Here is a 12,475-nt window from a genome sequence, read left to right as displayed (position 1 = left end):
GATAGCGTCATGCCGGGAGAGAGGGAACTCAAAGTTCTTGTGGCAGGAGGAGCCGGTTTTATCGGCTCTCACCTGACCGATGCTCTGCTCGCCGACGGCGCACGCGTGACCTGCCTCGACAACCTTCTGACCGGGCGCCAGGCTAATCTCGATCATCTTCGGCGCGAGCCCCGCTTCGACTTCCTGGAGGCGGACCTCGTCGATCCGCTGCCGCACCTGCCGCGGTTCGACCGGATCTTCAATTTCGCCTGTGCGGCCTCGCCGCCGCACTACCAGGCGAACCCGGTCCACACGATGATGACCAGCGTGCTGGGGACCAACCGCCTGCTGGAACGGGCCCGGGCGGACGGAGCCCGCTTCCTCCAGGCCTCGACCAGCGAGGTCTACGGCGATCCCGATGTCCACCCGCAGCGGGAATCCTACTGGGGCAATGTGAACCCGACCGGCCCACGGGCCTGTTACGACGAAGGCAAGCGGGCGGCGGAGACCCTGGTCTTCGATTTCGAGCGCGGCCACGGCACGGACGTGCGGGTGGCCCGCATCTTCAACACCTACGGGCCGCGCATGCGGGCGGATGACGGGCGCGTCGTCTCGAACGTCATCTGCCAAGCCCTCGCGGGCTCGGACATCACGATCTACGGCGACGGCAGCCAGACCCGTTCGTTCTGCTACGTCAGCGACCTGGTCGACGGCCTGATGCGCCTGATGGCGCGGGACACGGTGCCGGGCGGCCCGGTGAACCTCGGAAACCCGAGCGAGCTGACGATCGGCGACCTAGTCGAGCGCGTCGTCGGCCTGACGGGGACCGCCTCGCGGGTGGTCGAGCGGCCGCTCCCGATCGACGATCCGCGCCGCCGCAAGCCCGATATCACGCGGGCGCGGGACCTGCTCGGCTGGTCCCCCACCGTGGCCCTCCAGGACGGACTCACGGCCACGATCGCCTGGTTCGCGCAGGAGGTCGCGCCCCAGGAGGTCGCGCCGCCGGAGGTCGCGACACCGGCGCAGCCGCCGCGGGACCGCATCCTTGCCGCGGAGTGACGGCGCCCCCGCGGGAGAACATCGATCGCCGTCCGCAACCCGAATGCCAGTGCGCCCGTGGAGGTCGTGATGGGTGGACCGAAAGTACGCGTCGGCCTCGTCGGCGTCGGCAACTGCGCCTCATCGTTTGTGCAGGGCCTGCACTACTACCGTGCCGCGAGCCCCGAAGAGACCGTGCCGGGGCTGATGAACGTCGCGCTCGGCGGCTATCACGTCGCCGATATCGAGGTGGTCTGCGCCTTCGACATCAACGCCGGAAAAGTCGGGCGCGACCTCGCGGATGCGATCCTCGCGCCGCCGAACAACACGCAGCGTTTCGCCGACGTGCCGGCGAGCGGGGTCGTGGTGCGGCGCGGGCCGACGCTCGACGGGCTCGGGACCTACCTGCGGGCCGACGTGCCGGAATCGGACGAGACGCCCATCGACGTCGCGGCGGAACTCGAGCGGACCCGCACCGACGTCCTCGTCTGCTACCTGCCGGTCGGCTCCGAGCGCGCCGCCGAATACTACGCCGACTGCGCCCTGCGGGCGGGCTGCGCACTGGTCAATTGCATCCCGGTCTTCATCGCCTCGAACCCGGCATGGCGGGCGCGGTTCGAGGCGCGCGGGCTGCCGCTGATCGGCGACGACATCAAGAGCCAGGTCGGCGCCACGATCGTGCACCGGATGCTCGCCAACCTCCTGCGCGAGCGCGGCGTCCGCCTCGATCGGACCTACCAGCTCAACTTCGGCGGCAACGCCGATTTCAAGAACATGCTGGAGCGGGAGCGGCTGGAATCGAAGAAGCTCTCGAAGACCCGCGCCGTCACCAGCCAGCTCGACGTGCCCCTCGCCCCTCACGACATCCATGTCGGTCCGAGCGACCACGTGCCGTGGCTCACCGATCGCAAATGGGCGCATATCCGGCTCGAGGGCACGGCCTTCGGCGGAACGCCGCTCAACATCGAGCTGAAGCTCGAAGTCTGGGATTCGCCGAACTCGGCCGGCATCGTGATCGATGCCGTGCGCTGCGCCAAGCTCGCCCGGGACCGTGGCACCGGAGGCGCCCTGATCGGCCCGTCGAGCTACTTCATGAAGGCGCCGCCGCGCCAGTTCACCGATCACGAGGCGCGGGAGCGGGCGCTCCGCTTCATCGCCGGCCTGCCCGATCCGGAGCCGTCCGGGTCGCCGGAGCCGACGTGACCCGGGCCTACCTCGTGCGCCACGCCTCGCACGACCGCGTGCACGGGGTCCTGTGCGGGCGGATGCCCGGTGTTGCGCTCGGTGCACGCGGCCACGCCGAGGCGGCGGCGCTGGCCGGCCGGCTCGCGGGCTCCGGCGCCACCGAAATCCTGTCCAGCCCGCAGCGGCGCGCCCTGGAGACCGCCGAGCCCATCGCGGCTCGCCTGGGCCGGCCGATCGCCGTCGCGCCGGAACTCAACGAGATCGCGTTCGGCGACTGGACCGGCCGCAGCTTCGCGGACCTCGCGGACGACCCGCTCTGGCGGTGCTGGAACGAGGCGCGTGCGACGGCCCGTACGCCGGGCGGGGAGAGCATGGCGGAGGCGCAGGGCCGCATCCTCGGGCTCCTCGAGCGGCTCAGCGGGACCTGCGTGCTGGTGAGCCACTGCGACGTGATTCGGGCGGCCCTCGTGACGGTCCTCGGGCTGTCCCTCGACGCCTACGACCGGATCGCGGTCGATCCCGGCTCGCTGAGCCTCGTGGAACTCTGGCCGGGGGGCGGGCGCCTCCTCGGCCTGAACGAGCAACCGGCCATCGCATGAGGCCACGATGAAGCTGATCGTCTTCGGACTCACCGTCAGCTCCGCCTGGGGCAACGGTCATGCGACCCTGTGGCGGGGCCTCTGCCGCGCCATGGCGGAACGCGGGCATCACGTCGTCTTCTTCGAGCGCGACGTGCCGTATTACCGCGCGCATCGCGACCTCGCCGCGCTGCCAGGCGGCCAGCTCGTCCTGTTCGAGGCCTGGAGTGCGGTCGAGGCCCGCGCGGCGCGCGAGCTGGCCGACGCGGATGTCGCCATGGTGACGTCCTATTGCCCGGACGCGGGTGCGGCCACCGATCTCGTGCTCAACGCCTCTCGGGCGAAGCGCGTCTTCTACGACCTCGACACGCCCGTGACGCTGGCGCGCCTGCGGCGCGGCGAGGCGGTCTCGTATATCGGGCCCGACGGTCTGGCCGGCTTCGACCTCGTGCTGAGCTACACCGGCGGCCGCGCCCTGACCGCCCTGCGGGACGAGCTCGGGGCAGGCCGGGTGGCGCCGCTCTACGGGCATGTCGACCCCGCCGTGCACCGCCCCGCGGCCGCCATCGTGCGCTACCGTTCGGACCTCTCCTATCTCGGGACCTACGCGGCCGACCGGCAGGCCGGCGTCGCGGACCTCCTCGTCGAGCCGGCCCGGCGCCGTCCGGAGCGCCGCTTCCTGATCGGCGGGGCGCAATACCCCGCGGACTTCCCCTGGGGGCCGAACATCCACTTCGTGCATCACGTCGTCCCCGAGGAGCACGCTGCCTTCTTCTCCTCCTCGCGGCTCACGCTCAACGTGACGCGGGCCGCCATGGCCGAGACGGGGTGGTGCCCGTCCGGCCGGGTGTTCGAGGCCGCGGCCTGCGGCGCCGCCGTGCTGAGCGACGACTGGGCCGGGCTCGATGCCTTCTACCGGCCCGGCGCGGAGATCCTGATCGCGCGCGACGCGGACGACGTCTGCGCCGCCATGGACCTCACCGATACCGAACTCCGGCGGGTCGCGGAGGCGGGCCGCGACCGGACCCTGACCGATCACACCGCGGCCCGGCGGGTCGATGCCCTCGAGCGGATCCTCGCGGACCTGCCCGGATGCGCATCCGCCGTCGATGCGCGCCAGCCCGAACTCAGCGCGGAGCCTTGAGCATGTGGGGAATCGTGCCGGCGGCGGGCCTGGGCAGCCGCATCCAGCCCCTTGCCTTCTCGAAGGAGCTGCTGCCGGTCGGAAGCCGCCTGCGCGAGGGCGCGGCACGCCCCTGCGCCGTGAGCGAATACCTGGTGGAGCGGATGCTGCGCGCGGGGGTCACGCGGATCTGCTTCGTGATCGCACCGGGCAAGTCCGACATCGTCGAGTATTACGGCGCCGGCTACGGCAGCGTTCCGATCGCCTACGTGGTTCAGCCGCGGGCGAGCGGGCTGTGCGACGCGGTGTTCCGTGCCCTTCCGCTGATCGGCCCCGACGAGCCGGTGATCGTGGGGCTTCCCGACACGATCTGGTTTCCGGAAGACGCCCTGACGACGCTTCCGGACGCGATCCTCTCGTTCCTGCTCTTCCCCGTGGATCGGCCTGAACGCTTCGACGCGGTCGTCCTGGATGCGCAGGACCGGATCACGGAGATCCAGGTGAAGCGCAGCGATGCCACCTCCCGCTGGATCTGGGGGGCCTTCAAGATGCCGGGGCGAACCCTCGGCGCGCTGCACGCGCTCTGGCAGTCGCGGGGCTGCGCCGACGACTATGTCGGCACCCTGGTCAACGCCTACCTGGCCGGGGGCGGGCAGGCGCGGGGGATCCGGGCCGGACGATCCTACGTCGATGCCGGTACCCTCGACGGGTATCGCGCCGCCATCGCGCTCCTCGGCGAGGCCGAGCGGACCGGAGGACCCGGACGCCTCTCCCTCGGCGAGCCCGCCGCGAAAGCCTGCGCGCTGTCCATCCCCTGACGCCCGGAGGAAGCCTGATGATGAGCCTGGCCGAGGAGAACGCCATCCTGCGCCGCGAGATCGACGCGCTGGGGGACTGGTTCCACAACATCGAGCTCGACGGCGTGCCGACCGCGCCGAACCATTTCCTGGGGGATTACCCGCGGGTGAAATGGCGGCGCTTCGCCGACGCGATCCCGGCCGATCTCACCGGCAAGAGCGTGCTGGACATCGGCTGCAACGGCGGCTTCTACGCCATCGAGATGAAGCGCCGCGGCGCCGCGCGGGTGCTCGGTCTGGATTCCGACGCGCGCTACCTGGAACAGGCCCGCTTCGCCGCCGCGCGGACCGGCCAGGACATCGAGTTCCGCAACCTCTCGGTCTACGATGTCGGGGCGCTCGGCGAACGCTTCGACGTCGTGCTGTTCATGGGCGTGCTCTACCACCTGCGCCACCCGCTCCTGGCCCTGGACCTGATCCGCACGCACGCGGCCCGCGACCTGCTCGTGTTCCAGTCCATGCAGCGCGGGGCGCCGGACATCGCTCCGGTCGCCGAGAATTACGATTTCTGGGATGTCGGCCATTTCGCCGAGCCCGGCTACCCGAAGCTGCACTTCATCGAGCATCGCTACGCGAACGACTGGACCAACTGGTGGGTCCCCAACCGGGCCTGCACCGAGGCGATGCTGCGCGCGAGCGGCTTCGCGATCGCCGCCCACCCGGAGGAGGAGGTCTACGTCTGCCGCTGCGCGCCCCTTCCGCCGGGCGCCGGTGCCGTCCACCCGGCGCCGGCACCCGGCCCGCGGCCCGATTCCCCGACAGCCGAGGATTCCCACCTGTGATCGAAGCGGTGATGCTCTGGAACGAGCCGAACAACAAATCGCACTGGGACCCCGAGATCGATCCCGACTGGTTGCGCTTCGGCGCCATGGCGAAGGCGGCCGGCGAGGCGATCCACGCCGTCAATCCGAGCGTGCCGCGGGTCCTCGGCGGCATCTCGCCGATCGACCCGCTCTTCATCCGCCGCATGGAGAGCCAGGGCGTCCTCGATGCGGTGGACGCGGTCGCGGTGCACGGCTTCCCGCTCGACTGGAACCTCTGGCAGATCCACGAATGGCCGCAGAAGATCGCGGAGATCCGCGCCGTCACGCCGCTGCCGATCTGGGTCTCGGAAGTCGGCGTCTCGACCTTCGGAGCTGAGGAGGTGCAGGCCTGGGGGCTCGCCCGCACCGCCGAACTGCTGATCGGGCGCGCGCCGCGCATCCACTGGTACAGCCTCTACGATCTGCCCCGCGAGTGGGAGGCGACCACCCGCCACCGGGAGGCGGAGGGCTCGTCCTACTACCGGCACTTCCACATGGGCCTGCTGCGCCAGGACGGCACGCCGAAGCTCGCGCTCGCGGCTTTCGCCAAGCACACCCCGGCCCTCGGGCTCTGCCAGTGGTTCCACTTCGAGGATCACCGCCTGGACGATGCGGTGGCCTGGATGAAGCGCCTCGGCGTGACCTATCTGCGCACGGGCCTGTCCTGGGCCGACAGCTTCCGGCCGAACGCCCTCGACTGGTTCGACCGGCAGATGGACGCGCTGCGCGATTTCGACGTCACCGTGACCTTCTGCTTCACCCCGGAGCATCGCGGCATCGCACCCCATCACACCAGCGCGCCGCAGGAGCCCGCGGAGTTCGCCGCGTTCTGCGCCGACATGGTGCGCCGCTACGCACCGGCGCGCGCCGGATGAGCGGCAGCCGTGCTGGTCTACGGTAAGGCGAGCCGGACCGGCGATCCCCGCGACCGGCTCGCCACGCTGGCGACCCTGCTGCGCGCCGTGGCGGAGGAGCCGCCCGGCATCCGCCGGCACGGCGCCCGGGTCGCCGCCCTGATCGAGGCCGGGGAACTCGCGCAGGGGATCGCCGACGCGACGTTCCACGATCACGGCCGGGACTTGGCCTGCCCCGCCCGAGACGCCACGACCGCGCTGCTGTTGGACCTTGCCCGATCGGTCTGGGACTCGTGGCGGACGGGGTTCGGAACGCCGCCCGGCACCCCGGACCTGTCCGCCCTGGCCGCGACGCGGCTGCCCGCGCGCATCACCACGCGCTGGGCCGAAGGCTTCGCCTTCTACGCGCTCTATCCTGAGAGCTACGCGATAGCCGCGGCGGGGGCCGCCCTGGCCGCGACCACCCGCGTCGTCGGCATCCGCAGCATCGGGGTCCCCCTCGGCGCCATGGTGGCGGCCGGCCTCGGATCGTCCGACCTGCGGACGGTGCGCCCCGTCGGCCACCCGTTCCGGCGTGCGTTGGCCCTGGACGGTGCCTTCGCGGCAGCCTTGACCGCGGGCGACCCGGCGGGATTCGCGATCGTCGACGAGGGACCGGGCCTGTCCGGAAGTTCGTTCGGCGCGGTCATGGACACCCTCGCGCATCTCGGGATCGCCGAGGATCGGCTTACCCTGTTCCCGAGCCACACGGGGACGCCGGGACCGCAAGCGACCGAACGGGACCAGGCACGCTGGCGGCGCGCGACGCGCCACACCGTTCCGTTCGGGGATGTGGTGCTGGCCAATGGCGGGCTCGCGTCCTGGGTGGCCGATCTGGTCGGCCCCGTGCAGGCGCCCCCGATCGAGATCTCGGGCGGGCGCTGGCGCGCGTTCCAGGGCCGCGGCGCGGATGCGTGGCCGCCCGTCAATGCGCAACAGGAGAAGCGGAAATTCCTGCTCCGGGCGGGCGGCACGCTCTGGCACCTCAAGTTCGCCGGTCTCGGCCCCGCCGGCCGCGCGAAGCTCGACCGCGCCCGCGCCCTGCACGCGGCCGGGTTCACGCCGCCGGTCGCAGGGTATCGCCACGGCTTCCTCGTCGAGCGCTGGGTCGCGGATGGCCGGCCCCTCGATCTCGGCCCCGTGGCGCCAGGCGCGCTCATCGACTGGGTCGGTCGCTACCTCGGCTTCCGGGCCCGACATTTCCCGAGCGGGCCGGAACGCGGCGCACGCCTGAGCGAACTCGTCGCGATGGCGCGACACAACGTCGGCGAGGCCCTCGGGCCGGACTGGGCCGAACGGCTCGACGCCTGGGTCGGACCCCGCATGGCCGGATCCCGCATGGCCTTGCTCGCCGACCGCGCGCGTCCGGTCGAGATCGATGGCCGGATGCAACCCTGGGAATTCCTGGTCCGACCCGATGGCGGCCTGCTGAAATGCGACGCCCTCGACCACCATGCCGCCCACGATCTCGTGGGGTGCCAGGACATCGCCTGGGACATCGTCGGAGCGGCCGTCGAACTCCCGCTTCCGGAGGACGCGCAAGGGCACCTCGCCACGATCGTGGAACGCGTGGGCGGGTACCCGGTCGACCCCGAACTCCTTGCCGTCCTGACGCCCTGTTACCTCGCCTTCCAACTCGGCGCTGCGGACATGGCGGGGGAGGGCGCGCACGATCCGCTCGAAGTCGGTCGTCATCGACGATCGTGCGCGCGCTACACGCAGCAGCTGCGGCACGTGCTCGGGGGCTGACGCGGGTGGCCGACAAAAGGGCCACCCGCGATCCCGCTCAGTGCGAGCGGCTCGCGGCCTTGCCGGCGGCGGTGTGGGTATGATGGCTGTCACGCTCCCCGCCGCCCCCGGAGACGTGCGACCGGGAATCGCTGGTCGGGCTGCCCGGGGCGGGGCCGCGATGCGCCTCCGGCTGCGGCTTCGAGGCATCCTGATGGCTGCTGCCGGGGCCGCCGTGGTGGCGGTCGGCCGCGGGCGTCTTCTGCGAGCTGCTCATTAGCGGTCCTGCTGATAGCCCTGGTTCGTGGTGTTGATCTTCGAATTGCCGGACTGACCCACCGAATCGGGGTTCTTGGTCTGGCCGGATCCCTTCGGACCGGTGGCCACCGGCGTCTCGGGTGCGCTTCCGGGCCCCTTGTCGGACTGGTTGGCCGGTGGAACGGGCGGTGGCTTCGCCGTCATGCTGGGCTCCTCTCGTCACGAGACCGATACATCGATGGCAATCGCTGTCACGGCGCGCCTGTTCCCGTGATCGGCGATGGCGCATGGAAGATCTGTCGTCTTACGCTAAAGCTTGCGGATGTTCTGTGCGATACGCTTCGCCTCCGCTTCGTCGACTTGAACCGGACGGCCGCTGTCGTCAGGAATACCTTCGCCGGTCTGGGCGATCGTGCTCTTGCGCGGTCGCGCGTTGGGCCCCGTGGAATCCGGTTTCCCGGACACCGGCTCACGGGTTTCGCGGGTCATGCCAGCCTCCTGGAATGCGTATCCGGCGCGAGCGCGGACGCTCGACAGGGATGCCCGCGCGCCTCGGGCATCTCCGTCGCGCGCAGGCTCCGCCTGCGGTCGGCAGCCATCGGGATCAGAGGATCGGCTTGCCGCCCGTCACGGCGATGGTCGCGCCCGAGACGTAACTCGATTCCGCGCTCGCCAGCAGGACGTAGACGGGGGCGAGCTCACACGGCTGGCCGGGGCGTTGCATCGGCACCTGCGAGCCGAAGGTCCGCACCTTCTCGGGCGGCATCGTGGAGGGGATCAGAGGCGTCCAGACGGGCCCGGGCGCGACGCAGTTCACCCGGATCTCCCGTTCGGCCAACATCTGCGCGAGGCCGCCGGTGAAGTTCTGAATGGCGCCCTTGGTGGTCGCGTAGGCGAGCAATTGCGGGCTCGGCGTATCGGCGTTGACCGAGGTTGTGTTGATGATCGCGGCGCCCGCCTTCATGTGCGGCAGCGCCGCCTTCACCAGGTAGAACATCGCGTGGATGTTCGTGGCGAAGGTGATCTCCCATTCCGTATCGGAGATGTCTTCCGGCGACGCGAAGGTCTTCTGGTGCGCCGCGTTGTTGACGAGCACGTCCACCTGCCCGAACTCGGCCACCGCCCGATCGATGATCGCGCGACAATGCGCGGCGTCCTTGACGTCGCCCGGCACCGCCACGGCCTTGCGACCGGCCTCCTCGACGAGGCGGCAGGTCTCCTGCGCGTCATCGTGCTCGTCGTAGTAGCTGACCAGCACATCGGCGCCCTCGCGGGCGAAGGCGAGGGCCACCGCGCGGCCGATGCCGCTGTCGGCGCCGGTGATCACGGTCTTGCGCCCGGTGAGACGTCCCGACCCCCGGTAATGCGCCTCGCCATAATCGGGCCGGGGATCCATGTCGGCGTCGCGGGCCGGGGGCGTCAGCGGGCGCTGCCGCTCGAAGGGGGGTTTTGGGAAATTCGTCATCCGCGGATCTCCATTCTCTGACGCGGGTGGGTCGGGGCGCGGACGCATCCGGTGTCGCGAAGACGGTGCAGCCATCCGGGCACGGCGGCCGGATGCGAGGCGGTCCCGTTGTCGAGCCGTGCGGCGGCCCGAGGTGGACTTAGGTTTTCCAGGTCGCCGTCGCGCACAACGTCGCCGTCGCGCACAACGTCGCCGTCCTCTCGGTCGTCCGGCACGAAGCGTGATCCGCGCGCCGGATCGGCCCGCCGCCGACCGTTGGCCGCCCGAGCGACGCGGACGAGCCGTCCCGCTCTCCGCACGCGGAGCACAGTCTTCGTCTCGTCCCGGACGAGCCCGCGCAGCAGCGGCGCGCTGGAAAGGAAACAGAGCGCCCGTCTCGTCCGACATGACAGGCCCAGCGGACGTTCTTGGTAAGACGGTTCAGCTGCATAACGCGACGATGATGCCGGTTCTTGAGGCGATAACCTTCGAGGGAAATATTTGTTTCGATGATTTTCTATTGACGCATGTTAAGTGTTCGAACGATCGGCGCTGCTTCATAGGCGCCTCCTCACCTGCGCGTCGTGCCTTGGCCGTGCCCCGGCAAACCGGTTCGCGCCGCCCGCAGGCCATGCCGCGGGGCGGATCGAACCCGTGAGGCCGGCTCGCACATCGGGTTCTCGCGCACGGCTTCCGGCGGCCACGCGACGCGTCGCCCGTCTTCGGCGCCCATTCTCCCAGGCCGGTCGCGCCCCGGCGGATCGGGGCGCCCGCTCCGCGCCTGAACCCGGTGGCTCCTTGACTTATAAGCAATCTGCGTCTTAGTTATGCTCAAGTTGAGCATAGTTGGCGCCATGACCGAACCCGAGTTCCTCGCCGGATATGACCCCGCCTCCTACGAGCGGCCGGCGCTCGCCGTCGATCTCGTCCTGCTCGGCCTGCGTCAGGGGCGCCTGACGGCGCTCCTGACGGAGCGCACGCAGCATCCCCATGCCGGGCGCTGGGCGCTGCCGGGCGGCTTCGTCGGCATCGCCGAGACCCTGGACGCGGCGGCCTGGCGGGTCCTGCGGGAGAAGGCCGGGATCCCGCAAGCGCGCCTCGAACAGCTCTACACCTTCGGCGCCCTGGACCGCGATCCGCGCATGCGCATCGTCTCCGTGGCCTACTTGGCGCTGCTGCCGGAGCGGACCTTCGCGGAAGCGCTCGCGGGTAAACGAGGCCTGACGGCCGCGAGCGTCGCGGTGCCCTGGGAGGGCGAGGCCGGCGGCCCCGTCTCGGCCCTGCCGGAGGACGGGGACCCGCTCGCGCTGGCCTTCGACCATGCCGACATCCTGGCGCTGGCCGTGCTGCGGCTGCGCGGCAAGCTCGACTATTCGGACGTCGCCTTCGCGCTCCTGCCGGAGCACTTCACGCTCCGGCAGCTGCAGGACGTGCACGCGGCGATCCTCGGTACGTCGCTCAACAAGCCCGCCTTCCGCCGCCGCATGCTCGACCGCGGCTGGCTGGAGCCGACCGGCGCGCGCGAGGCCGGCACGGCGTTCCGCCCCGCCGAACTCTACCGGTTCCGACCGTCCCGTTGACCCGCAAGGAGGACATCATGGCTACGATCCGCAACATCGGCCTGATCGCCCAGCTGAGGAGCGAGGCGAGCCGCCACGTCATCCGCTACAGCAGCGGCCGCGTCCGGCAGAGCGGCCGGGGACTGGTCTTCTGGTTCAGGCCCGAGACCGCCAGCATCAGCGAGGTGCCGGTGGACGACCGCGAGATGACGCTGTTCGTGCGCGGCCGCAGCCGGGACTTCCAGACGGTCGCGGTGCAGGGGACGGTCGGCTGGCACGTGGTCGATCCCGAACTGCTGGCACGCCGGGTCGATTTCTCGATCAACCTCGCCACCGGCCGCCTGCAGGGCGAGCCGGTCGAGCAGATCGAGGCGCGCCTCAGCGGCATCGCCGGCCAGGCGGTCCTGCAGTATCTCGGCGCCGCGCCGATCGGTGCCCTGCTCGATGCAGGCCCCGAGCCGCTGCGGGTGATCCTCGAGGCGGTCCTGGCATCGGCCCCGGCGCTCGCCGAGATCGGGGTCGCGGCGGTGTCGGTGCGGCTCACCAACCTCGCACCCACCAGCGAGCTGGAACGCGCCCTGCAGACGCCGACCTACGAGGCGCTGCAGCAGAAGGCCGACGAGGCGACCTTCGCCCGCCGTGCCCTCGCGGTCGAGAAGGAGCGGGCCATCGCGGAGAACGAACTCGCGACCAAGACCGAGCTGGCCCGGCGCGAGACGCTCCTGATCGTGCAGGAGACGCAGAACGCCCGCGACCGGGCGGCCGGCCTCGCCGAAGCCCAGGGGCTCGAGGCGGCCGCCGAGGCCGAGCGGATCCGGCTCGTCGAGGGCGCCCGCGCCGAGGCCGAGCAGCAGCGCGCCGCGATCTACCGCGACATGCCGCCGGCCGTGCTGCTCGGGCTCGCCGCACGGGAATTCGCCGGCAAGCTCGACACGATCGAGCACCTCAACGTCACGCCCGACCTGCTCGCGGCGGCCCTGGGCGAATTCCGCCGGGCCGTGCCGCTGCCGGCCGCGACGCGCTGAGGGGG

14 protein-coding genes are annotated in these 12,475 nt (G+C 71.1%); 10 read left to right on the top strand and 4 right to left on the bottom strand.

Translation table 11 applies throughout. The annotated features are described in order from the left end of the window. Positions 1–9: 9 nt before the first annotated feature. The 8 genes from FVA80_RS20285 (at position 10) to FVA80_RS20250 (ending at position 8,205) form a co-directional block, all read left to right on the top strand. On the top strand, positions 10–1,038 hold the full coding sequence (locus FVA80_RS20285; RefSeq protein WP_147908058.1) for a UDP-glucuronic acid decarboxylase family protein: 1,029 nt from the start codon (positions 10–12) through the stop codon (positions 1,036–1,038). A 69-nt stretch (positions 1,039–1,107) separates the two neighbouring features. Beyond that, entirely contained in the window at positions 1,108–2,220 is a 1,113-nt protein-coding gene (locus FVA80_RS20280) for an inositol-3-phosphate synthase (protein WP_147908059.1), read from the top strand. Then, positions 2,217–2,801, top strand: a complete 585-nt coding sequence (locus tag FVA80_RS20275; protein WP_187193438.1) for a histidine phosphatase family protein — start codon at positions 2,217–2,219, stop codon at positions 2,799–2,801. Before FVA80_RS20280 ends, FVA80_RS20275 begins: the two co-directional genes overlap by 4 nt. Positions 2,802–2,808: 7 nt before the next feature. Beyond that, the gene (locus tag FVA80_RS20270) at positions 2,809–3,924 is read left to right on the top strand and encodes a glycosyltransferase (RefSeq protein WP_147908060.1); all 1,116 of its coding nucleotides are present in this window, start codon (positions 2,809–2,811) and stop codon (positions 3,922–3,924) included. A gap of 2 nt (positions 3,925–3,926) precedes the next feature. After that, entirely contained in the window at positions 3,927–4,721 is a 795-nt protein-coding gene (locus FVA80_RS20265; RefSeq protein WP_147908061.1) for a nucleotidyltransferase family protein, read from the top strand. 20 nt (positions 4,722–4,741) lie between these two features. Further along, positions 4,742–5,542, top strand: coding sequence for a TIGR04290 family methyltransferase (locus tag FVA80_RS20260; RefSeq protein ID WP_147908106.1), 801 nt, complete (start codon positions 4,742–4,744; stop codon positions 5,540–5,542). Beyond that, positions 5,539–6,438 (top strand): beta-xylosidase, encoded by a 900-nt coding sequence (locus FVA80_RS20255; RefSeq protein ID WP_147908062.1) that lies wholly within the window; start codon positions 5,539–5,541, stop codon positions 6,436–6,438. Before FVA80_RS20260 ends, FVA80_RS20255 begins: the two co-directional genes overlap by 4 nt. A 9-nt stretch (positions 6,439–6,447) precedes the next feature. Next, on the top strand, positions 6,448–8,205 hold the full coding sequence (locus FVA80_RS20250) for a hypothetical protein (RefSeq protein ID WP_147908063.1): 1,758 nt from the start codon (positions 6,448–6,450) through the stop codon (positions 8,203–8,205). Positions 8,206–8,242: 37 nt separating this feature from the next. On the opposite strand, the gene FVA80_RS20245 is transcribed toward FVA80_RS20250, so the two are convergent. From FVA80_RS20245 to FVA80_RS20230, 4 genes are all read right to left on the bottom strand, one after another. Further along, positions 8,243–8,461, bottom strand: coding sequence for a hypothetical protein (locus tag FVA80_RS20245; protein ID WP_147908064.1), 219 nt, complete (start codon positions 8,459–8,461; stop codon positions 8,243–8,245). Further along, positions 8,461–8,646 (bottom strand): hypothetical protein, encoded by a 186-nt coding sequence (locus FVA80_RS20240; protein WP_147908065.1) that lies wholly within the window; start codon positions 8,644–8,646, stop codon positions 8,461–8,463. Before FVA80_RS20240 ends, FVA80_RS20245 begins: the two co-directional genes overlap by 1 nt. A gap of 105 nt (positions 8,647–8,751) precedes the next feature. Next, positions 8,752–8,931 carry a hypothetical protein gene (locus FVA80_RS20235; protein ID WP_147908066.1) on the bottom strand — a complete coding sequence of 60 codons (180 nt, stop codon included), beginning with the start codon at positions 8,929–8,931 and terminating at the stop codon, positions 8,752–8,754. Between the two features lie 115 nt (positions 8,932–9,046). Further along, positions 9,047–9,907: an SDR family oxidoreductase gene (locus FVA80_RS20230; protein WP_147908067.1), complete on the bottom strand. Its 861-nt coding sequence runs from the start codon at positions 9,905–9,907 to the stop codon at positions 9,047–9,049. 833 nt (positions 9,908–10,740) lie between these two features. Here FVA80_RS20230 and FVA80_RS20225 point away from each other — a divergent pair. Both FVA80_RS20225 and FVA80_RS20220 read left to right on the top strand, forming a co-directional pair. Then, positions 10,741–11,466, top strand: coding sequence for an NUDIX domain-containing protein (locus tag FVA80_RS20225; RefSeq protein ID WP_147908068.1), 726 nt, complete (start codon positions 10,741–10,743; stop codon positions 11,464–11,466). Between the two features lie 17 nt (positions 11,467–11,483). Continuing rightward, the gene (locus FVA80_RS20220; protein ID WP_147908069.1) at positions 11,484–12,470 is read left to right on the top strand and encodes an SPFH domain-containing protein; all 987 of its coding nucleotides are present in this window, start codon (positions 11,484–11,486) and stop codon (positions 12,468–12,470) included. The last annotated feature ends 5 nt before the right edge of the window (positions 12,471–12,475 follow it).

Source organism: Methylobacterium sp. WL1, from assembly GCF_008000895.1.
In the GTDB taxonomy this organism is placed as follows: Bacteria; Pseudomonadota; Alphaproteobacteria; order Rhizobiales; family Beijerinckiaceae; genus Methylobacterium.
This window is presented reverse-complemented; position numbering and strand designations above follow the sequence as displayed.